Here is a 19,473-nt window from a genome sequence, read left to right as displayed (position 1 = left end):
GCCGACCGGCCCGGTCCGGGACGGCCCCGGACCCGTTCCCGGCTCAGCCCCGTTCCCGGCCCGGGCCCCGGCCCCCAGGATGGCCTCAGATGCCGCCCGTGCCCAGAGCGCCGTACATCACGGCGGCCAGCAGGTCCTGTGGCTCCAGCTCGCGCACCCCGTCCGGGGCCCGCACGGTGACGGCGTCGCCGCTGCCGAAGTCCATCCGCAGCGGGAGGTGCACCGTGCGCGCCTGCTTCCCGCCGAGGAACTGCTCCAGGTCGAGCGTGAGCCCGGTGAGCTGGCCGCGCCGGATCTGCAGATCGGCGCTGACGGTCTTGTCCGGGACCTTCTCCGGATCGAGCCGGGCGCCCAGCGCCGCCAGCGCCCGCGACAGGTCCGGGGCCGCCCGGCGCGCGGGCACGGAGACCGTCACATGCTCGGCACCGCCGTACTCGCCCGCTGTGCGGAAGCGGGCGTGCTCGCCCAGGGTCTTCTCCAGCCCCTGCAGGAACTCGCGCTCGGACTCGCCGTTCAGGGCGCGCCCGGCGGCCGTCGCGCGGCCCAGCCGCTTGCTGGTCTCGTCGGTCTGCCGGGAGTCCGGCGAGCCGTGCTGTCCTGCCTCGCCCCGCTTCCCCGCCCGCCGCTCGTCGCGCTTCTCCTCCGCGGTGATCTCCTGCGCGGCGCGCGCGAAGTCGTCGAAGGACTCCGGGTCGACCTCCACCCACCTGCCCTTGAGCGCGTCCTTGGCCGAACGCAGCGTCGCGGGCAGATCCTTCGCCAGCGAGACGATGCGGCGGGCCCGGTGCCGGTCCTGCTCGGAGCCGCCGGTCTGCGCCACCAGGGAGCGCAGGTTCATCCGGACGTAGAGCTTCTCCTCCACCGACTTGGCGGCCAGCACGTCCTTGCCGCCGAAGTTGACGGCCGCCGCGAAGCGCAGCCGCTCGGAGCGGCTCAGCTCCTTGAGCGGGATCTCCTCGCGGTCCGAGCCGACGGCGAAGGTGAGTTCGCCGCGGGTCAGCAGCCGGGCCGGGCGCCGGAGCGAGCCCTTGCCGCCCGCGGCCCGCAGGAACTTCTCGGCGTCGGCGCGGCTGCCGTCCACCGACACCAGCACCGAGGCGGCGGGCTGCTCGCCCAGCTTCTCGAAGGCGTGCTTGACCTTGAGCCCCGTGGTCACCTTCTCGGCCATGGAGCAGCCGGCGACGGCGACGGCCAGTACGGTCGCGCAGAGTGCTGCCGCGGCGGTGTGGCTTGGACGGGAGACACGCATGACGCAGAGCGTACGCGCCCTCGCGTCCCCGCCGGGGCCCGCGAGCCGGGACGTAGGGTCGGGGGCGTGAGTGACATGGCACGGGTCCCCTGGGTGGTCGGCGTCTCCGGGGCGTCCGGAACGCCCTACGCGGCGGCGGTCGTCCGGGCGCTGCTGGAGGCGGGCGAGGACGTCGACCTCGTCGTCAGCCGCGCCTCCCGGTTGACGATCCTCGACGAGACGGGGCATCCGTTCCGCGACGCCCATGCGCAGGACGACCTGCGCCGCTGGCTGGACCGGGGCGCCGACGGCAGCCCGGACGCGTTCGCGACGGACCCGGCCCGGGTGCGGCACTGGGCCCCGGGCGACCTGGCGGCCGGGCCGTCGTCCGGTTCGTACCCGGTGCGGGGGATGCTGGTGGTGCCGGCGAGCACCGCATGCGTCGCCGGGGTGGCGCTGGGGCTCTCCAAGGACCTGCTGCAGCGTGCGGCCAGTGTGACGCTCAAGGAGCACCGTCCGCTGGTCGTCGCCGTACGGGAGACCCCGCTGAACGGCCAGACGCTGCGCCACCTGGTGACGCTGGACGAGGCGGGAGCGGTGGTGCTGCCCGCCTCCCCCGCCTTCTACGCGGGGGCCCGGCACATCCAGGACCTCGTCGACTTCGTCGCGGGGCGGGTGCTGGACGCGGCCGGGGTGGAGCACAAGCTCTACCGCCGCTGGGAGGGGCACCTGGGGAGCGGAACGGGCGGCAGCGACCGGGATGCGGGAGGCACCGGCCCGGGCGGTACGGGCCCGATGCCTTAGATTCGTTCCCCGGACTACTACATACAGGAGGCAGCGGCATCCATGGACGCGGTGGACAGGCAGCTCATCCAGGCGCTGCGGGAGAACGGCAGAGCCTCCTACGCCGAACTGGGGCGGCTGGTGGGTCTGTCGGGGCCCAGCGTCACCGACCGGATCAACCGGCTTGAGGCCGCCGGAGTGATCACCGGGTACCGCGCGACGGTCGACGCCTCGTCCCTCGGGCTGGGGGTGACGGCGCTGATCGGTATCCAGCTCTCCGACGCCACCGACCACGAGGAGGTGGCCACCCGGCTGCGGGACCTCCAGGAGGTGGAGGACTGCTGGTTCATCGCGGGCGACGACTCCTACATGCTCAAGGTGCGGGCCGGTGACGTGGACGGCCTGGAGCGCACCATCCGCCGGCTGTCGGGCACCAAGGGCGTCTCGCGGACGCGGACGACGATCGTGCTGTCGACCAAGTGGGAGAACCGGGTCGGTGAGCTGCCCGAGGAGTAGCGGCGGGCGGGCCCTGGCGTAGTGTCGGGCCGGACGCGCGAATCATGACGGACACGGACCGAGGCGGGCAGGTGGCGCGAGGAATGGACGCGGCGGACATCGAGCGGAAGGTCCGCTCCGGCGAGCGGTTGAGCCGGGCGGACGGCATCGCCCTGTACGACTGCGACGACCTGGCCTGGCTCGGCGGCCTCGCGCACCAGGTGCGGACGCGGCACAGCGGCGACACCGCCCGGTTCGCCGTCCACCGGTCGCTGGAGCTGACGGCGGACACCGGCGAGGCGGTCGGCCGGGCCACCCGGTGGGCCGCCGAGGGTGTCACCGAGCTGCGGCTGACCACCGGCGGGATCGGCTGGAGCGGTCTTCCGGGTGCGGTGCGCACGCTGCGGGACGCGCTGCCCGCCGAGGTGGCGCTCACCGCCTGCACCGCCGCCGACATCGCCGGCTTCGCGGCCGAGCACGCCGAGCACGCCGAGCACGCCGAGCACACGGACGGTGCCTCCGGGGTGCTGGACACGCTCGCGGAGGCCGGTCTGGACGGACTGTGCGCCGAGGGCCCGGTGGAGACCGCCGCGGAGGCGGAGCTGTCCTGGGAGGAGCGGGCGCGGGTGCTGCGGCTCGCGCACGCCACGGGGCTCGCGACTCCCTGCACGGTGCGTTACGGGTCGGTCGCGGCCCCCGCCGAGCGCGCGGACTTCGTCGACCGGCTGCTGCGGCTGCGTGAACTGCAGGACGAGACCGGCGGCTTCCAGGTGTTCCTGCCGCTGCGCCGCGACGTGCCGCAGAGCGCGACCGGCGCGGAGATCCTCACGACGTTCGCGGTCTCCCGGCTGCTGCTGGACAACGTGCCGCACGTGGCGGTCGACTGGGCGCTGCACAGCGTGCAGACGGCGCAGCTCGCGCTCCAGCACGGTGCGGACGAGATGGCCGGCGCGGTGGTGGACGGCGAGCAGGCGCAGGGCGAAGGACAGGGCGACGCGCTGACCCGTGAGGACCTGCTGGATCTGATCACCGACACGGGGTTCCGCCCCGTCCAGCGCGACGTGCGCCACCGGGAGCTGCGCGGTTTCCCGGGCCCGGACCCGCAGCGGCGCGAGACGCCGCAGCCCATGCGGGTGTGAGGCGCAGCCGGGCGGCGCGGACGCTGCCCGCCCGTGCGGCCGGTGGTACCCGTCTCCGGGGGTGACGAAGATCGCCTCGTGGCCTGTGCTTGACTGGTGAGGAACCACGAATCGCCCGAAAGCATGGAGAACCCACGTGAGCAGCAGCACTTCGCACGCGACGCTCCGCTACACCACCATGCGGCTCGGCATCTTCGTCGGCTGCCTGGTCGTCGTCGGACTGCTGACGCACTTCGGCGTCATCCCCTCCGGAATCGGTGACTCGAACCCGATCTGGGTGGTGCTCGTGGCACTCGTCGTCTCCGCGCCGCTCAGCTATGTGCTGCTGCGCAACCAGCGGGCCGCGATGTCGGAACAGGTCGTCCAGGGCGTGAGCCGTGCCAAGGAGCGGCTGGCGGCCAACCAGAGCCAGGAGGACGGGACCCAGCCGGCGCAGGCGCAGTCGCAGGCGCCGTCGCAGGCCGAGCCCGGGACGGGTTCCGCGTGACGGGCTGAGCGGCCCTGTAACCCTCCTCACATCGCTGTCGGCGCCCCACCGGGAATGACCCTTCCCCGGTGGGGCGTTGAGCTTTTCCGTACTCGCCCCCCAAAGCAATGCTTTGGGTAAGCCAAAGACGGAGTGTTAGCGTGACGGCCATGACGAACGCAGCCACCACTTCCGACGCGCTCCTGGGCCGCCCCGGCCCGGCGCTCGTGGCGCGGCTGCATGTCGATCTCTGCCGCTGCATGTCGGCGACCTGTCGCTGACAGCGCGGCCGGACCATACTCCGGCGCGACCGCACAGTCCCGCGACCGCATCGCCTTGCGCACCTCCGCGCGCGATGCCCCTCTCCAGAGTCCGCTTCCAAGAGTCCGCTTCCTGATGCCCCCGGAGTCTGTCCGTGACCTCGTCGTCCCCGTCGTCCTCGTCGTCCCCCTCGCCGTCCCCCTCGCCGTCCTCCGCCGACGCCGCCCCGTCCGAACGCTCCGCGCGCATACCCAAGGTGCCGTTCTGGGCCCAGATCCTGCTCGGCCTCGTGCTCGGCGTGGTCCTGGGCTGGGCCGCCCGCAACTGGGACGTGGCCTGGCTCGGCACCACCCTCACCAAGATCGGTGAGATCTTCGTCCAGCTCCTCAAGCTGGCTGTCGCACCGCTGGTCTTCTTCGCGATCACCATTTCGATCACCAACCTGCGCAACGTGCACAACGCGGCACGGCTGGCCACCCGCACCCTGCTCTGGTTCATGGCGACCTCGCTGATCGCCGTGGCGATCGGGCTGGCCATCGGCCTGGTCACCAACCCGGGCTCCGGCACCGGTCTCTCGGCCGCGGACGCCGCCAAGCCGGACACCCAGGGGTCCTGGCTGGACTTCCTCACCGGGATCATCCCGACCGATGTGATCACGCCGTTCACCGAACTGAAGGTGCTCCAGATCGTCTTCATGGCGGTCGTCGTCGGTATCGCCGCGCTCAAGCTGGGCGAGAAGGCCGAACCCATCCTCACCCTGGGCGAGTCCGTGCTGGCCCTGCTGCAGAAGGCGCTGTGGTGGATCATCCGGCTGGCCCCGATCGGCACCATCGGCCTGATCGGTACCGCCATCAAGGACTACGGCTGGGACCTGATCGGCAGCTACGCGACGTTCACCGCGGACATCTACGTCGGCTGCGCACTGGTGCTGTTCGGCGTCTACCCGCTGCTGCTCGCCACCGTCGCCAAGGTCAACCCGCTGCAGTTCTTCCGGGGCGCCTGGCCCGCCATCCAGCTCGCGTTCGTCTCCCGCTCCTCGGTCGGCACCATGCCGCTCACCCAGAAGGTGACCGAGCGGCTCGGCGTGCCCAAGGAGTACGCGTCCTTCGCGGTGCCGTTCGGCTCGACCACCAAGATGGACGGCTGCGCCTCCATCTACCCGGCGATCGCGGCGATCTTCGTGGGCGAGTTCTTCCACGTCGACATGGGCATCAAGGAGTACCTGCTGATCGTCTTCGTCTCGGTCATCGGTTCGGCCGCCACCGCCGGCCTCACCGGCGCGACCGTGATGCTGACCCTCACCCTCTCCACCCTCGGCCTCCCGCTGGAGGGCGTCGGGCTGCTGCTGGCCATCGACCCGATCCTGGACATGATGCGCACGGCGACCAACGTCGCGGGCCAGGCCGTCATCCCGGTCCTGGTCTCGGCCAAGGAGAAGATCCTGGACCGGGAGGCGTTCGCCACGGCGCGCAGCTTCTCCGTCGAGGAGGCCGACAGCGGCGCCGAGGCCCGGGTGCCGGGTCAGCGGGAACCGGCCACCGCGAGCTGACCTGATCTCTTCCCCTCGTCCGGCCTCCTTCCGCGCGCCCCCGGCTCCGCCGCCGGGGGCGCGTAGGCTTGCCGGGAGCCGGAGTTGGCGGGGGAACGTGCGCGCTGTCGGGGTGGCGTCGCCGGTCCGGCGAGGGGGTCACGGGGCATACGGGGTGAAGGGATGGAAGCGCGTGGGGCAGAAGCGCATGCCGCGCGAGGTGAGGGAGCGGCAGATGCTGGACGCCGCGGTCACGGCGTTCGCGCGGCACGGTTACCAGGCCGCTTCCATGGACGACATCGCCGAGGCGGCCGGTGTCTCCAAGCCGCTGGTCTATCTGTACCTCAAGTCCAAGGAAGAGCTGTTCACGGCCTGTGTCCGGCGCGAGGTCGCCGCGCTCGTGGCGGCCGTGCGGGAGGGCACCCGACAGCGCGGGCTCTCCGCCGACCAGCAGCTCTGGAACGGCCTCACGGCGTTCTTCGCGCACACCGCGGCGCGCCCGGACGGGGTCGCCGTGCTCTACCGGGCCCGCACCCGGGGTGAGCCCTTCTCCCGCGAGGTCGACACCATGCGGATCGAGGTCGTCGTGATCGTCACGGCGCTGCTGGGGCAGGCGGCGCGGGACGCGGGCTGCGCCGGGAAGCTGGCCGAACGGGAGGTCTCCGGGCTGGCGCATGCGCTGGTGGGCGCTGCCGAGTCGCTCGCCGAGTGGGCCGACTCGCGCAGCCGCACCGGCCTGTCCGGTGCCGAACCGTCGCCGGACGCGCCGTCGGCGAACGAGACGGCGGCGACGCTGATGAACTTCTGCTGGGCCGGACTGGAGAATCTGATGAAGGGCGCCCGATGGGTGCCTGGAGTGGGCTCCGGTTCCGCGGTGGCCCGAGGCCCGCACGGCCCGTGAGATGTCTCCCGGCGGGGCCGTCACCGTCCCGCAGGACGAAGGTGCCCGAGGCGGGGCCGGCGGCGTAATCGACCTGGGCCGGGAGCGGTGCGGGTGCCCTGAAGCCCGCCTCGGCGTAGCACACTTCCCGTCCGTCGGCGGCCGCGCACAGCCCCGCCAGGCGGCGGGCGAAGGTCCACGTGCCGTGTCCGAGGGCGCGGCGGAAGCCGGACGGCCGGGCGGTGGGGCGCCCTTGGCAAGGTCGAGGGCCGGTCCTGTGTGTGTCCGATGAAGGTGGCGCGCGGGCATTCCCTGAACTCGTCCCGCTCCCGTAAATTTACTTCTCGGTAAGGTTACTGCCGCGTCAGGCGCTGGGCGCTGGGCGAGGACGGAACTCTCCGCACATGCGAGGAAGGAGCCGTCACCATGCAACCGGTGCAACTGGTCGAACCGCACAAGAAGGTGGAGGACGGCAGGGTCCGCGAGGTCTCCGTCCCGCCGCTGGCCCCGCGGGTGGCCGTCGGCTCGCTGGCCGACATCCCCTTCACCAACGCCGCCGAGGCCCCCGAGGAGCCCGTCCTCAGCCGGAAGGTGCGGGACGGCAGTTGGCAGGACATGACGGCCCGCGAACTCGCCGCCGAGGTACTGGCGATGGCGAAGGGCCTGATCGCGCTGGGCCTGCGGCCGGGCGACCGGCTGGCCATCATGGCCCGCACCACCTACGAGTGGACCCTCACGGACTTCGCCGCCTGGGCGGCCGGCCTGGTCACGGTGCCGGTCTACCCCACCTCCTCGGCCCTGCAGGCCCGGCACATCCTGCAGGACTCGCGGGCGCGGGCCTGCTTCGTGGAGGACGTCGAGCAGACCCGGATGCTCAGTGCCGAGCGCGGCAACCTGCCGGGCCTGGAGCATCTGTGGCAGTTCAGTTCCGGTGCCGTGGGCCATGTGGTGGACGCGGGCCGGGAGCTGCCGGACGAACTCGTCGCCGAGCGCCGGGCGCAGTTGGGGCCGCAGAGCATCGCCACGTTCATCTACACCTCGGGTACGACGGGCCCGCCCAAGGGCTGCGTGCTCACGCACGGCAACTTCTTCGCCGAGGTCGACAACGCGATCGAGCTGCTGTATCCGGTCTTCCGCGGTGAGCAGTCCGAACCGGCCTCGACGCTGCTGTTCCTGCCGCTGTCGCACGTGTTCGGCAGGATGGTGGCCATCGGCTGCCTGCGGGCGCGGGTGCGGCTCGGGCACGCGCCGAGCCTGAAAACCGAGGACCTGCTCCCGGACCTGGCGAGCTTCGCGCCGACGTTCCTGCTGGGCATCCCGTATGTGCTGGAGAAGATCTACAACACCGGCCGGGCGACGGCGGAGCGGATGGGCCGGGCCTCCTCGTTCGACCGCGGGGCGCGGATCGCGCAGCGGTACGGGGAGGCCGTCGAGGCACAGGAGCACGGCTTCGGCGGCGGCCCCGGGTTCGGCCTGCGGGCCGCGCGCGGGCTGTACGACACGCTGATCTACCGCCGGATCCGCTCGGCGCTGGGTGGCCGGTGCCGGTACGTCATCTGCGGCGGCTCCCCGCTGGGGCACCGGCTCGCGGCGTTCTTCGAGGGCGCGGGCGTCACGGTCTACGAGGGGTACGGGCTGACCGAGACGGCAGCGGCGACGACCGCCACGCCGCCGCTCAAACCCCGGCTGGGCACGGTGGGCTGGCCGGTGCCGGGCACGGCGCTGCGGATCGCGGACGACGGCGAGGTGCTGATCAAGGGCGACCACGTGTTCGGCGGCTACTGGGAAGCGCGTACCGGGAGCGTGCTCCCGCACCGGGACGCGGAGGGGTGGCTGCCCACCGGCGACCTGGGCGCGCTCGATTCGGAGGGGTATCTGAGCATCACCGGCCGCAAGAAGGACCTCATCATCACCTCGGCGGGCAAGAATCTGGCGCCCGCCCCGCTGGAGGACTGGCTGCGCGCGCATCCGCTGATCAGCCAGTGCCTGGTGATCGGCGACAACCGGCCGTATGTGACGGCGCTGGTGACGCTGGAGCCGGACGGGCTCGCGCACTGGCGCCGGATGCACCGCAAGGAGCGGTTGACCGCGGCCGAGCTGGCCGTGGACGGGGACCTGCTGCGCAATCTGCAGCAGGCCGTGGACGAGGCCAACTCGCTGGTCTCGCGGGCCGAGTCGATCCGCAGGTTCGTGGTGCTGCCGCACGACTTCACCGAGGAGGCGGGGCACCTGACCCCGTCCATGAAGCTGCGGCGGGCGGCGATCGTGCGGGACTTCGCCGCCGAGATCGACACGCTCTACCCGCGCTGAACCGGTATCCCCGAAGTCATGCTTTGGCCAAGACGGCGGTACCGTGAACCGAGCGTCGGGCACGAGCACGGTCGGGGGACGGGGTACGCCTCCCTCGCAGGGAGGGACACGGGATGACGACACCCCCGCAGCCGCCGAACCAGCCGCAGGGCGGCGGCGGCTTCGGCCCCCCGTCCGCGGGAGGCTACGGACAGCCGCAGGACGCTGCCTACGGACAGCCGCAGGACGGTGGCCAGGGGCAGCCGCAGAGCGGCGGCTACGGACAGCCGCAGGGCGGTGCCTATGGCCGGCCCCAGGGTGGTGCCGGTGCCTACGGCCAGCCGCAGGGCGGCGGTTTCGGCCAGCCCCCGGGCAACCCGGGCGCTCCGGGCGGCCCCGGCGCTCCGGGCGGCTTCGGCCAGCCCGGCCAGCCCGGCTTCCCCGCACCCTACGGAAGCCCGCCGCCCCCGCCGAACCGCAGCAACAAGGTCGTCGGCATCGTCGTGGCCGCCGTACTGGTGGTCGCGCTGGCGGTCGCCGGCACGCTGCTGGTGCTCTCGGGCGGTTCCGACGACAAGGACGACGCGGCCGACGACAAGGTGAAGCCCGAGAAGTCCGAGTCGGCCTCCGAGGAGCCCGCCGACGACGCCTCCTCCCCGGAGCCGACACCGAGCCCTTCGGAGACCGTCTACGAGCTGAAGTTCCCCAAGACGCTGGACGACGGCAAGTACCGTCTCAAGAAGGACCTCAGCGAGTCGGTGGACCCCGACCAGCCGGGCGAGGAGGCCCACCTGGGCTCCTACGCCAACCCCTCCGGCAGCTCCCGGCTGCTGTACGGGGCGGCCACCGGCGAGGACTACGGCAACCCCGAGAGGTCCAAGAACCAGATGATGGACGGCATGGAGTCGGGCTCGGCGATGTCGGTGGCCGTCAAGCGCCGCGACATCACACCCGCCGGCGGCGACCCGCTGACCTGCGAGGTACTGGTCAAGTCGCAGGGCAGCCGGAAGCTGACGATCCCCGTCTGCGCCTGGAGCGACCCGGGCACCGCCGCCTACGTCGCCAAGGACGCCCTCGACACCTACGGAGTCGACCCGAAGAAGGTGGACCTGGAGGCGTGGGCGGACCGGGTGAACGACATCCGCGACGAGGTCCGCGTCCCGGCCGGCTGACCGGCCCGGCCTGCGCACGGCCGGTCCGCGGCCGACGCCCGGACAGGGCTTCGCCCGCCCCTCCGGGGGAAGAGAAGCGGGCGAAGCGGCTGCGGGGGGTGGCTCAGAACGGCCGGTCGCCGACGATCGCCACCCGCTCGGCGACCCGGCGGTGCGGCGCGTAGTCGAACAGCGCGTAGTGCTGGGTCGCCCGGTTGTCCCAGAACGCGATGTCACCGGGCTGCCAGGCGAAGCGCACCTGGTACTCCGGAACGTGCGCCTGGCGGACCAGTTCGGCCAGCAGCCGGTCGCTCTCCTCGCGCTCCATCCCCACGATGTGGGTGGTGAACGAGGTGTTCACGAACAGCATCCGGCGGCCGGTCTCCGGGTGGGTGCGCACCACCGGGTGCTCGACCGGCGGGAACTCCTCCTGGAGTTCGGCCAGCCGCTCGGCCGAGGTGAACCGTGCGAACCCGGGGATGAAGTCGTGCACCGCGGTGGCCCCGTCGATCCGCTCCCGGATCCGGGTGGGCAGGTTGTCGTAGGCCGCGGCCATGTCCGCCCACATGGTGTGCCCGCCCAGCGGGGGCACTTCACGGAGCTGCAGCACCGCGCCCAGGGCGGGGCGCTCCCGGAAGGTGACGTCGGTGTGCCACACGTTCTCGTACGTGGGCCGCGCCGCCGCCCCCTTCTCGAACCGGACGATCTCGTCGCTGGACCCGCGGGCCAGCAGCGGATTGGTCTCCAGATCGCCCCAGTTCCGGGCGAAGCCGGCCTGCTGCTCGGGGGTGAGGCCCGCGCCGCGGAAGAAGAGGACCTTCCACTCCAGCAGCGCCCGGTTCAGCTCCTCGCGCAGCGCGGGGCTCAGCGGACGGGACAGGTCGGCGCCGCGGATCTCCGCGCCGATGACGCGTGTCTGCGGCACGACCTCGATCTGCTCGTAGGGCCGCTCCTCCCAGTCCTCGGCGAAGGGCCGCAGGATGCGCACGCCCTCGTAGAGGCCCCCTTCGGGGACGCGGGCGTCACGCAGCGCCGCGGTCCCGTCGGGGGTCCGGGCGGGAGCCTGGCCGGGAGTCTGGTCGGGGGTCTGGTCGGGGGTGGTGATGCTCATGATCGATCCTCCAGCGGATCCGGTCGAACGCGTGGTGGACGTACCGGCCGCGTCCGCACGCGGCCGTCGTACCCGGCCGCGCGGACGCGCGGCCGCCGTCGCTCCCTCCGGGAGCCGGGGTCACACCTAGAGACCGGATCGCTCGCACCCGCGCCGCCACGGGACGCCGTGGCGTCCGAGCGGGGAAGTGGAGTGCGCGACCATGCCGCTCATTGTGGGATTCGCTCCCCGGATCGTCAACATCACCCGGCGCGGCCGACCGGAGCGACGGCGCGCCCCGCCCACTCCGGGGGCTCCTCGACGAGCGCCTCCAGACGTGCGCGGACCGCCTCCGGGAAGGGCGTGCTGCCCTCGGCGCCCACGTGCAGCGCGAACAGCTCGCTCGTGGCGACCGGGCGCTCCCCGACGGACATCTCGTGCGCGAAGCGCAGCTTCTTCCCGGCGGCACCGAGGACGCGGGTACGCACCGTCAGCGGGGCGCCCTCCGCGACCTCGTCCAGGTACCGGACATGCGCCTCGACGGTGTACAGGGAGCAGCCGGTGTCCTCCCGGTAGGCCGGCCCCAGACCGACCTCGTCCATCATCGCGTCGGTGGCGTGGCCGAAGACCAGGACATAGAACGCCTCGCTCATATGACCGTTGTAGTCGATCCACTCGGGGCGCACGGTCTGCTCGAAGAGCGGGAGCCGGGTCATGCGGACGCCTCGCCGGGGAGCCGGCCGGTGGCCCGCAGCACGTCGATGACGCCCCGGTCCCGTTCGGCGACCAGGTCGGCGATGCTGCGCCCGGCGGCGGCCTCCTCGCAACCGGCCACCATCGCGTCCCGCAGCGCCCGGTCCAGTTCGGGCGCCTCCAGCCGGGTCCACGGCGACTTCAGGGACGGCCCGAAGTGGTCGAGCATATGGCCCATGCCCCCTTCGCCGCCCGCCAGCGCGAACGTCAGGCAGGGCCCCATGAACGCCCAGCGCAGCCCGGGACCCTCGGTGATCGAGTCGTCGATCTCCTGCACCGTCGCCTCGCCGTTGGCGACCATGTGCAGCGCCTCCCGCCACAGCGCCTCCTGCAGCCGGTTGGCGATGAAACCGGGCAGCTCCCGCTCCATCGTGATCACCGACTTGCCGGCCGCCTCGTAGAACCGCGACGCCCACTCGACGGCCGACCGGTCGGTGCGCTCGCCGCCGACCACCTCGACCAGCGGGATCAGATACGGCGGGTTGAACGGGTGGCCCACCAGCAGCCGCTCCGGGTGCGCGGCCTCGGTCTGCATGTCGGTCATCGGGTAGCCGGACGTGGAGGAGGCGATGACGACGCCCTCGGGCGTCGCCGCGTCCAGCTCGGCCAGCAGGCCGCGCTTGAGTTCCAGCTTCTCCGGCGCGCTCTCCTGCACGAACTGCGCCTCGGCGCACGCCTCTTCGAGGGTGGCGGCGAACCGGAGCCGGTCCGGTGAGGCGCCCTCGGCGAGCCCCAGCCGGGTGAGCGAGGGCCAGGCGGCGTCCACCAGGCGACGCAGCTTCTCGGGTGCATCGGGTGCGGGGTCCCAGGCGGTCACGTCGTAGCCGCGCGCGAGGAAGTGCGCGACCCAGCCGCCGCCTATGACGCCGGCGCCGACGCACGTCACACGGGACACATCGCTCGGAGGGGTGTTCATCAGGGTGCTCCTCGGGGTGGGGAGGGGATACGGCGCGGCCCGCGGTCGGGGAGGGCCCGCCGGTGCGGGAGGGAGGGGGCGCCCCCGCTCCGTACTGCGGGGCGGGCGGGGGCGGTGCGGTGGCCGCTCAGGCGGTGCGGGGCTTGAGCCCCAGCCGGGCCCGGGCCTCGTCGGGGGAGGCGACCGTGGCGCCGAGCGACTCGGTGATCTGCACGGCACGCTCCACGAGCTGCCCGTTGGTCGCCTTGACCCCGCGGCTGAGGTACAGGTTGTCCTCCAGGCCGACCCGCACGTTCCCGCCGAGCAGGATCGACTGCGCGACCCACGGCATCTGCATCCGGCCCAGTGCGAACGAGGCCCACTGCGCGTTCGGCGGCAGGAAATTGACCATCGACTGCAGCACGCCCGGGTCGGCCGGTGCGCCCCACGGGATGCCCATGCACAGTTGGAAGAGGGTCGGCTGGTCCAGCAGTCCCTCCTCCAGGAGCTGCTTGGCGAACCAGAGCTGCCCGGTGTCGAAGATCTCCAGCTCCGGCTTGACCCCCAGCTCCTGGATCCGGCGTGCGCCCTTGCGCAGCATCTCCGTGGTGGAGATGTAGAGCTGGTCGCCGAAGTTGAGCGACCCGCAGTCCAGGGTGCAGATGTCCGGCAGCAGGTCCTCCACGTGCGGCAGCCGGTCCAGGCCGCCGACCAGGTCCGTACCGTCCAGCGCGCCCTTCTCCAGCGGCTGGTCGGCGTCGAGCACCAGGTCGCCGCCCATGCCGGCGGTCAGGTTGATGACGACGTCGGTGCCGGTCTCCTTGATCCGCTCCAGGACCTCGCGGTACAGCGTCCGGTCCCGCGAGGGCGCGCCGGTCTCCGGGTCGCGGACGTGGATGTGCACGACAGCGGCGCCGGCTCCGGCGGCCTCGACCGCCGAGGCGGCTATCTGCTCGGGGGTGACGGGGACGTGCGGGCTGCGCCCGACGGTGTCACCGGCGCCGGTGAGGGCGGCGGTGATGATGACGTTCTCGGTGACGGACATGGTGCTACCTCCGGGGGGTCGGTCGGTGGTCAGGTGTCGGCCGGGACGGGCGCCGGTCAGCCGGCGGCCGGGGCGAGCAGTTCGGTGCGCACGTACGCCAGCAGCGCCGCGTGCATGTCGTCGGGGCCGGTCCCGTCCTCGGCGCCGGCGGCGCTGGCCAGCACCTGCGAGGCCAGTCCGTCGACGAGGGCGGTGAGCCGCAGCGCGCTGGACTCGGGGTCGACGGTGCGGAAGACGCCCTGTGCGATGCCGCGCCGTACGACGTCGGCGACGGTGGTGCGCCACTGCCGGTAGTACTCGACGTGCAGTCGTCCGATGGCGGTCGAGCGCGCTGCCTCGGCCCACAGGTCGAGCCACACCAGCCACTGCCGCCGCTGCTGTTCAGTCCGCGGGGTCTGCAGGGCGAGGAGTTCGGCCAGTTCGGCCGCGGCGTCCTCGGTGGCCCCGGTCTCGGAGATCCGGGCCGCGCGGCTGGCGGTGTCCTCGTCCATGCACCAGCGCACCGCCGCCTCCAGCAGTTCGGCGCGGCCGGGGAAGTGGTAGTGGATCGCGGCGGTGCTGGTGTCGCAGGCGGCGGCGATGTCGGCCACCCGTACGGCGTGGAAGCCGTGTTCCGCGATCAGCCGCACCGTCTCCCGCACGATCTGCAGCGGACGTCCGGCGGCGGGGACCGCGGTCGTCCGGGTCCCGCCGCCGGGGGCCGGTGCGGTGCTCGGGGTCTTCGGCGTGTCGGGCGCGGTGTCCTCGGTGCTGCCGGAGCCCAGCAGCCAGCCGGCGTCGACCCGGCCCGCGTCGGCGATCCGGGCCAGCTCGGCCACGGTGAAGCGGCGCGAGCCGCTGAGCGAGCGGGAGAGTTTCGAGGGGTCCATCACGATGCGCCGGGCGAACTCCCGCTGGCTGCATCCGGTGGCTTCGACGACCTCGCGGACGCGCTCGGCGATCTCGCCCGCGCCGTCCTGGATCCGGTCGCCCGCTGTGTTCGGCATGCGGGCCACCGTACGAGAGTGTTGAGATAACCGCAATGAGCGGTGTGCCTTCTGATCGGTTTCAGCCCGATATATCTGGCTGTTGCGCCTGCTGACTGATGCGTCAGTCAACAGGCGCAACAGGTCATCGCCGCGGTGCGGGCGAGGGGGCCGCGGTACTGCCCAGCCGCGCGTTCATCCTGAGCAGTGCCGGTATCAGGGCGTAAGCGGAGACCGGCACGACGATCAGCGTGAGGATCAGCGTCCGCACCGGGAGCGGCAGGTTCGCGGTGGGCGGGCCGAGCACCCCGAGGGCGACGGTGATGGTCGGGTAGACGGCGAGCCAGGTGATCAGTGCGCGGCGGTGCGCGGACGGAGCGGATGCGGGCGGGGGAGTGGTGGACATGCTTCCTCCGGGACGCGAGGGATGGCTGGAGCAGAACGACGGGAGCCGGGTGGACCCGAAAACTCCAACTGCTTGGTTGGAGTTTGGCATCCCGGGTCCCCGGTGTCCAACCATTTGGTTGGAATTCTCGGTTAAGCTGGCCCCATGGCCTGGGACACCGCACGCACCAAGCAACGCCTCCTCGACGCGGCCGTGGAGGAATTCGCCGCATGCGGCCCCGAAGGCGCCCGCATCGCCCGGGTCGCGGCCCGGGCCGAGGTCAACAAGGAGCGCATCTACCAGTACTTCGGCAGCAAGGAGAAGCTGTTCGTCGCCGTGCTGCGGAGCGAGCTGGAGCGGGTGGCGGCCGCCGTGCCGCTCGACCGCGACCAGGCCGCCGACCTGGGCGACTACGCGGGCCGGCTCTTCGACTACCACCGCGCCCACCCGCATCTGGCCCGGCTGCTGGCCTGGGAGGGGCTCCAGTACCAGGACCGGGTGGTCTCCGAGGCCGAACGCACCGGGCGCTACCGGGAGAAGGCCGCAGCACTCGCCGAGGCCCAGCGCGCGGGCGCGCTGACCACCGCCGCCGCCCCGGGCGCCCTGACTCACGCCGTCATCGCGCTGACGGCGTCCTTCTTCACCCTTCCGCAGGTGGCCCGCATGCTCGTCCCCGCGGACGGCGGTGCGGAGGGAGCCGACGGCGTGGCGGGAGACGCCGCCGCCGACACCGCTGCCGTGGCCGCCGACGACGCCGAAGCCGATGCTCCCGACGCCGACGCCGACGCCGACGCCGACGCCGACGCCGACCCCGGCGCCGCGCAGCGCGCCGCGCTGGTCGCGGTGGTGCGGTTGATGGCGGGGCAGGGCTGAACGAGGCCGCGGAGAGCCCGACCGGCCGTCAGGCCCCGGACGGGTAGCGGGCCGCGAGCGCCTGGACGGCGTCGACCATGGCGGCGCGCAGCGCGGGCGGCCCCACCACCTCCGCCTCGGCGCCCAGTCCGAGCAGATCGGAGACGGCGACCGGCTGCGACTCCACAGCCAGCTCGACCTCCGTCCATCCGTCCGCGTCGGGTGGCCCCGCCTGTTCCCGCGCACGCTCACCGGGTGCGCCGAACTTCGCGGGGAGCAGCCGCAGACCGGCGGGGGAGAGCCGGACCCGGGCGGTTTCCCGGCGGAGCAGTTCCTCCAGCCGCCGCGCCGACGCCTCCCAGACGGCGGCCAGGTCGAAGCCCGCGGGCCGCTCGAAGACCTCGTCGCCGAGAGCGGCCTCCAGCAGCCGGGAGATCCGGTAGGTGCGCACCTCCCCTGCGGGCGTACCGCCGCGGGGAGGTGAGTCGGGACGAGTCGGAGCCGTGCGTACGTCTCCCGCGGGCGTACCGCCGCCGTCCGCGGTGCCCCCGGCCGGGCTGCGGCTGCCCGCGGGTTCCGCCCCTGTGGCTGCCTCCGTGCCCGCGGTGGCCGCGTCCCCGCGCTCCCCGTCCGATGCGGCGGTCACCGCCACCGCGTACCAGATGCCGCCCTTGAGGACGATGCCCAGCGGGCGCAGCGCTCGCCGCGCCTCGCCGCGCCAGCGCCGGTAGCGCACCCGCAGCACCCGCTGCTCCCACACCGCGCGGGCGACCGTCGGCAGGAACGGCACCGGGTCCGGGTCCCGGAACCAGGCCGGGGCGTCCAGGTGGAACCGGTCCTGGACCAGCCGGCTGTGCTCGGCGAGCGGTGCGGGGAGCGCCGCGCGCACCTTGAGCTGTGCGGTCGCCAGCACGGCGCCGAGCCCCAGTTCCCGTACCGGGCCCGGCAGTCCGGACAGGAAGAGGGAGTCCGCCTCGGAGCCGGTCAGTCCGGTGAGCCGGGTGCGGTACCCGGCCATGAGGCGGAAGCCGCCCGCCGGGCCGCGGTCGGCGTGCACGGGCACGCCCGAGCCGCTGAGCGCCTCGATGTCCCGGTAGACGGTGCGGACGGAGACGTCCAGTTCGGTGGCGAGTTCGGGCGCCGTCATCCGGCCGCGGTTCTGCAGCAGGAGGAGCAGCGAGAGGAGCCGGTCGGCGCGCATGCGGCACATTCTCCCGCCGTCGCTTCCCGTACCTGACACAAGGTGTCAGGTACGGCCGCCAGGATGACCGGACACCGAGCACCACCGTCCACCGAAAGGCCCCCTCATGGCCGAGCGCACCACCACCGCCGTCTTCACCGGCTCCTCCTGGGACGAGAAGGACGTCACCGACGCCGACCGCAGCCCCCGCCTCACGTACGCCGCTGTCGTCAACGACTACAGCGGGGGCATCCAGGCAGTGGGCACCACGTGCCAGTACGTGCTCACCTACACGGCCGGGGGCCACGGCTCCTTCTGCGGTACGGAGTTGCTGACCGGCACGGTCGACGGGCAGGAGGGCTCCTTCGCCGTCCAGCAGCGCGGCACCTTCGACCGCGAGGGCGTCATCCGCTGCACCTTCGAGGTCGTCCCGGGCTCGGGTACCGAGGCGCTGACCGGCCTGACCGGCACCGGCGACTACGAGGTCCGCGAGGGCGAGAAGGCGGTGGAGGTGGCTTTCAGATACCGGCTCTCCGGGGACTGAACGCGGCCGGCCGCCGCCGCTGACCCTCGTCGGAGAGGGGCAGCGGCGGCGGCCGCAGCGGAGGATCCGTGGTCTGCCGTCCGGGCGGCGGACCCTAGGCGGGGGTGGGGGCCGAGCTCTTGTCCGGAGCGGCGGTGGGAGCCGGGGCCCCCGGGCCGCTCTGCTCCTCCGGCATCTTCAGGAAGAAGGTCAGCACCATGGCGACCAGGTAGAGGGCGAGGAAGACGATCGTCACGCCCCCGGCGCCGACGAGCGGCAGGAACAGCGAGGCGACGGCCGGGCCCACGAAGGCGGCGCCGCCCGCACCGAGGTTGAGGAGCGCCATGGCGCCGCCCTTGTTGTCGGGGGCCATGTTGGGGATCAGCGCCGAGATGGGGACGAAGCCCGCCAGCGTGGCGCCGTAGAACATCCCGGCGAGCACGGCGACCCAGTAGTAGTCGGGGCCGAGCCAGGTCGGCACGAAGTACAGCACCGTCACGCTGATCGCGCAGCCCAGGGCGCCGAAGGTGGCGATGGTCGTGCGCCAGCCGATCTTGTCCGAGACGGCGCCGAAGATCAGGTTGAAGAAGATGTTGGTGCCGTAGATGATCGCCAGCAGTTGGAGCCACTTGTCGGTGCCGAAGCCGACGTCGTCGGAGAAGATCCGCGGCAGGTAGACGAGCATGCCGAACTCGGGCGCGGTGTTGATGATCCGCACCAGGCAGCCGACCAGCACGCGCGGGTGGGTCCAGATGATCGAGACGCTGTTGAACAGGGACTCGCCCGTGGTGACGCCGGGGTCGGCCAGCCGGTCGCCGCCCTCCCGCCGTTTGGCGCCGACCAGGGCGATGGCGCCGCCGAGCAGGATGAGGCCGAGCGCGGTCCACAGGGTGCCCAGCTCGCCGACGGCGGGGATGGTGAAGCTGGACCAGAGGGAGCCGAGGGTGGGCAGGCCGCCGGTGAAGGCGAAGTAGAACCAGCCCACGGCGGTGCCCAGCCGGGCCTTGGGGGCGCTGCCGGTGATCCAGACCAGGAAGCCGAAGGCGAAGAGCGGATAGCCGAAGCCCCGGATGCCGTAGAGGACCAGCATCATCGGGTAGTTCTCGGTGCCGAGCGCGAAGAGCAGGTAGAGCGCGTCGAAGACGGCCCAGATGCCCAGGCCCGCCCACATCACCTTGCGCGGGCCCCACACCTGGGAGAGCGCGCCGGAGAACCAGGAGGCCAGCATCACGGCGACGCCGTACGCGGTGATGACGTAGCCGGCCTTCACGTCGGTGCCCGCGCCGTGGTCGGCCATGTAGGGCGCGATGAAGCCGCTCTCGACGCCGTCGCCGATCATGAACAGCAGTACGCCGACATAGCCGAGGACCAGGGGTTTCGGCAGCCCTATGCGATCGAGTAGCCCTCTCTCGGCGGCTCGGTTCGCTGGATCCGTCATCGGGGGGCCTCCGCTCTGAGGTATCCGGTTGGTGCACCGCAGATCCTCAGCCCGGCTCCGAGAAATATCAAGAGCTATGTTAAAAGTAACGGTCAAGTTCGTTACCCCGTAACAGCGCGGCTCGGCT

Annotated in this window: 19 protein-coding genes; 10 read left to right on the top strand and 9 right to left on the bottom strand. The window is 72.6% G+C overall.

Going from position 1 to position 19,473, the window contains the following annotated elements; all coding sequences use genetic code 11:
• Positions 1 to 85: 85 nt before the first annotated feature.
• Positions 86 to 1,249: a hypothetical protein gene (locus BMX65_RS30080; protein WP_075003517.1), complete on the bottom strand. Its 1,164-nt coding sequence runs from the start codon at positions 1,247 to 1,249 to the stop codon at positions 86 to 88.
• A 75-nt stretch (positions 1,250 to 1,324) separates the two neighbouring features.
• Between BMX65_RS30080 and BMX65_RS30075 the strand changes: the two genes are divergently transcribed.
• From BMX65_RS30075 to BMX65_RS33120, 8 genes are all read left to right on the top strand, one after another.
• Entirely contained in the window at positions 1,325 to 2,032 is a 708-nt protein-coding gene (locus tag BMX65_RS30075) for a UbiX family flavin prenyltransferase (protein WP_177214381.1), read from the top strand.
• 42 nt (positions 2,033 to 2,074) lie between these two features.
• Positions 2,075 to 2,527 (top strand): Lrp/AsnC family transcriptional regulator, encoded by a 453-nt coding sequence (locus BMX65_RS30070; protein WP_019354131.1) that lies wholly within the window; start codon positions 2,075 to 2,077, stop codon positions 2,525 to 2,527.
• A gap of 83 nt (positions 2,528 to 2,610) precedes the next feature.
• Positions 2,611 to 3,645, top strand: a complete 1,035-nt coding sequence (locus BMX65_RS30065) for a radical SAM protein (RefSeq protein ID WP_075003515.1) — start codon at positions 2,611 to 2,613, stop codon at positions 3,643 to 3,645.
• A gap of 136 nt (positions 3,646 to 3,781) precedes the next feature.
• Positions 3,782 to 4,132, top strand: coding sequence for a DUF4229 domain-containing protein (locus tag BMX65_RS30060; RefSeq protein WP_075003514.1), 351 nt, complete (start codon positions 3,782 to 3,784; stop codon positions 4,130 to 4,132).
• 487 nt (positions 4,133 to 4,619) lie between these two features.
• The gene (locus BMX65_RS30055) at positions 4,620 to 5,921 is read left to right on the top strand and encodes a dicarboxylate/amino acid:cation symporter (protein ID WP_107437623.1); all 1,302 of its coding nucleotides are present in this window, start codon (positions 4,620 to 4,622) and stop codon (positions 5,919 to 5,921) included.
• A 187-nt stretch (positions 5,922 to 6,108) separates the two neighbouring features.
• Positions 6,109 to 6,801: a TetR/AcrR family transcriptional regulator gene (locus tag BMX65_RS30050; RefSeq protein WP_075003541.1), complete on the top strand. Its 693-nt coding sequence runs from the start codon at positions 6,109 to 6,111 to the stop codon at positions 6,799 to 6,801.
• 405 nt (positions 6,802 to 7,206) lie between these two features.
• Positions 7,207 to 9,090: an AMP-dependent synthetase/ligase gene (locus BMX65_RS30045; RefSeq protein ID WP_075003512.1), complete on the top strand. Its 1,884-nt coding sequence runs from the start codon at positions 7,207 to 7,209 to the stop codon at positions 9,088 to 9,090.
• A gap of 113 nt (positions 9,091 to 9,203) precedes the next feature.
• Positions 9,204 to 10,241, top strand: coding sequence for a hypothetical protein (locus tag BMX65_RS33120; protein ID WP_075003511.1), 1,038 nt, complete (start codon positions 9,204 to 9,206; stop codon positions 10,239 to 10,241).
• Between the two features lie 103 nt (positions 10,242 to 10,344).
• Here the strand turns inward: BMX65_RS33120 and BMX65_RS30035 are convergent, their stop codons facing one another.
• The 6 genes from BMX65_RS30035 to BMX65_RS30010 all read right to left on the bottom strand — a co-directional run bounded on the left by BMX65_RS30035 (position 10,345) and on the right by BMX65_RS30010 (position 15,374).
• Positions 10,345 to 11,331, bottom strand: coding sequence for a TauD/TfdA dioxygenase family protein (locus BMX65_RS30035; protein WP_239502198.1), 987 nt, complete (start codon positions 11,329 to 11,331; stop codon positions 10,345 to 10,347).
• Between the two features lie 242 nt (positions 11,332 to 11,573).
• Complete coding sequence (locus BMX65_RS30030; protein ID WP_075003510.1) at positions 11,574 to 12,026, bottom strand: thioesterase family protein; 453 nt, start codon at positions 12,024 to 12,026, stop codon at positions 11,574 to 11,576.
• Complete coding sequence (locus tag BMX65_RS30025; protein WP_075003509.1) at positions 12,023 to 12,979, bottom strand: 3-hydroxyacyl-CoA dehydrogenase NAD-binding domain-containing protein; 957 nt, start codon at positions 12,977 to 12,979, stop codon at positions 12,023 to 12,025. The genes BMX65_RS30030 and BMX65_RS30025 overlap by 4 nt, the downstream gene beginning before the upstream one ends.
• 127 nt (positions 12,980 to 13,106) lie before the next feature.
• Positions 13,107 to 14,003, bottom strand: coding sequence for a beta-keto acid cleavage family enzyme (locus tag BMX65_RS30020; RefSeq protein WP_075003508.1), 897 nt, complete (start codon positions 14,001 to 14,003; stop codon positions 13,107 to 13,109).
• Between the two features lie 56 nt (positions 14,004 to 14,059).
• Positions 14,060 to 14,989: a TetR/AcrR family transcriptional regulator gene (locus BMX65_RS30015; RefSeq protein ID WP_075003507.1), complete on the bottom strand. Its 930-nt coding sequence runs from the start codon at positions 14,987 to 14,989 to the stop codon at positions 14,060 to 14,062.
• 124 nt (positions 14,990 to 15,113) lie between these two features.
• Positions 15,114 to 15,374, bottom strand: coding sequence for a putative antibiotic biosynthesis monooxygenase (locus BMX65_RS30010; protein WP_075003506.1), 261 nt, complete (start codon positions 15,372 to 15,374; stop codon positions 15,114 to 15,116).
• 144 nt (positions 15,375 to 15,518) lie between these two features.
• On the opposite strand from BMX65_RS30010, the gene BMX65_RS30005 reads away from it, so the two are divergent.
• Positions 15,519 to 16,226, top strand: a complete 708-nt coding sequence (locus BMX65_RS30005; protein ID WP_075003505.1) for a TetR family transcriptional regulator — start codon at positions 15,519 to 15,521, stop codon at positions 16,224 to 16,226.
• A gap of 28 nt (positions 16,227 to 16,254) precedes the next feature.
• Here the strand turns inward: BMX65_RS30005 and BMX65_RS30000 are convergent, their stop codons facing one another.
• Positions 16,255 to 17,406, bottom strand: coding sequence for a helix-turn-helix transcriptional regulator (locus BMX65_RS30000; RefSeq protein ID WP_075003504.1), 1,152 nt, complete (start codon positions 17,404 to 17,406; stop codon positions 16,255 to 16,257).
• 106 nt (positions 17,407 to 17,512) lie between these two features.
• Between BMX65_RS30000 and BMX65_RS29995 the strand changes: the two genes are divergently transcribed.
• Positions 17,513 to 17,929: a DUF3224 domain-containing protein gene (locus tag BMX65_RS29995; RefSeq protein ID WP_075003503.1), complete on the top strand. Its 417-nt coding sequence runs from the start codon at positions 17,513 to 17,515 to the stop codon at positions 17,927 to 17,929.
• A gap of 94 nt (positions 17,930 to 18,023) precedes the next feature.
• Here BMX65_RS29995 and BMX65_RS29990 read toward each other — a convergent pair whose 3' ends face one another.
• Entirely contained in the window at positions 18,024 to 19,346 is a 1,323-nt protein-coding gene (locus BMX65_RS29990) for an MFS transporter (protein WP_075003502.1), read from the bottom strand.
• Positions 19,347 to 19,473 lie beyond the last annotated feature (127 nt).

Origin of the sequence: Streptomyces qinglanensis (genome assembly GCF_900111245.1) — a bacterium.
Lineage (GTDB): Bacteria > Actinomycetota > Actinomycetes > Streptomycetales > Streptomycetaceae > Streptomyces > Streptomyces qinglanensis.
The sequence above is the reverse complement of the archived record's forward strand: the minus strand, read 5'-3'. Positions and strand labels throughout refer to the sequence as shown.

Excerpts from the sequence above, each read along its gene's own strand:
- BMX65_RS30010 (WP_075003506.1), bottom strand. The coding sequence starts at position 15,374 with ATGTCCACCACTCCCCCGCCCGCATCCGCTCCGTCCGCGCACCGCCGC.
- BMX65_RS30045 (WP_075003512.1), top strand. The coding sequence starts at position 7,207 with ATGCAACCGGTGCAACTGGTCGAACCGCACAAGAAGGTGGAGGACGGC.
- BMX65_RS30065 (WP_075003515.1), top strand. The coding sequence starts at position 2,611 with ATGGACGCGGCGGACATCGAGCGGAAGGTCCGCTCCGGCGAGCGGTTG.
- BMX65_RS30025 (WP_075003509.1), bottom strand. The coding sequence starts at position 12,979 with ATGAACACCCCTCCGAGCGATGTGTCCCGTGTGACGTGCGTCGGCGCC.
- BMX65_RS30080 (WP_075003517.1), bottom strand. The coding sequence starts at position 1,249 with ATGCGTGTCTCCCGTCCAAGCCACACCGCCGCGGCAGCACTCTGCGCG.
- BMX65_RS30035 (WP_239502198.1), bottom strand. The coding sequence starts at position 11,331 with ATGAGCATCACCACCCCCGACCAGACCCCCGACCAGACTCCCGGCCAG.
- BMX65_RS30005 (WP_075003505.1), top strand. The coding sequence starts at position 15,519 with ATGGCCTGGGACACCGCACGCACCAAGCAACGCCTCCTCGACGCGGCC.
- BMX65_RS30030 (WP_075003510.1), bottom strand. The coding sequence starts at position 12,026 with ATGACCCGGCTCCCGCTCTTCGAGCAGACCGTGCGCCCCGAGTGGATC.
- BMX65_RS29990 (WP_075003502.1), bottom strand. The coding sequence starts at position 19,346 with ATGACGGATCCAGCGAACCGAGCCGCCGAGAGAGGGCTACTCGATCGC.
- BMX65_RS30020 (WP_075003508.1), bottom strand. The coding sequence starts at position 14,003 with ATGTCCGTCACCGAGAACGTCATCATCACCGCCGCCCTCACCGGCGCC.
- BMX65_RS30015 (WP_075003507.1), bottom strand. The coding sequence starts at position 14,989 with ATGCCGAACACAGCGGGCGACCGGATCCAGGACGGCGCGGGCGAGATC.
- BMX65_RS30075 (WP_177214381.1), top strand. The coding sequence starts at position 1,325 with ATGGCACGGGTCCCCTGGGTGGTCGGCGTCTCCGGGGCGTCCGGAACG.
- BMX65_RS30000 (WP_075003504.1), bottom strand. The coding sequence starts at position 17,406 with ATGCGCGCCGACCGGCTCCTCTCGCTGCTCCTCCTGCTGCAGAACCGC.
- BMX65_RS30050 (WP_075003541.1), top strand. The coding sequence starts at position 6,109 with ATGCCGCGCGAGGTGAGGGAGCGGCAGATGCTGGACGCCGCGGTCACG.
- BMX65_RS30070 (WP_019354131.1), top strand. The coding sequence starts at position 2,075 with ATGGACGCGGTGGACAGGCAGCTCATCCAGGCGCTGCGGGAGAACGGC.
- BMX65_RS33120 (WP_075003511.1), top strand. The coding sequence starts at position 9,204 with ATGACGACACCCCCGCAGCCGCCGAACCAGCCGCAGGGCGGCGGCGGC.
- BMX65_RS29995 (WP_075003503.1), top strand. The coding sequence starts at position 17,513 with ATGGCCGAGCGCACCACCACCGCCGTCTTCACCGGCTCCTCCTGGGAC.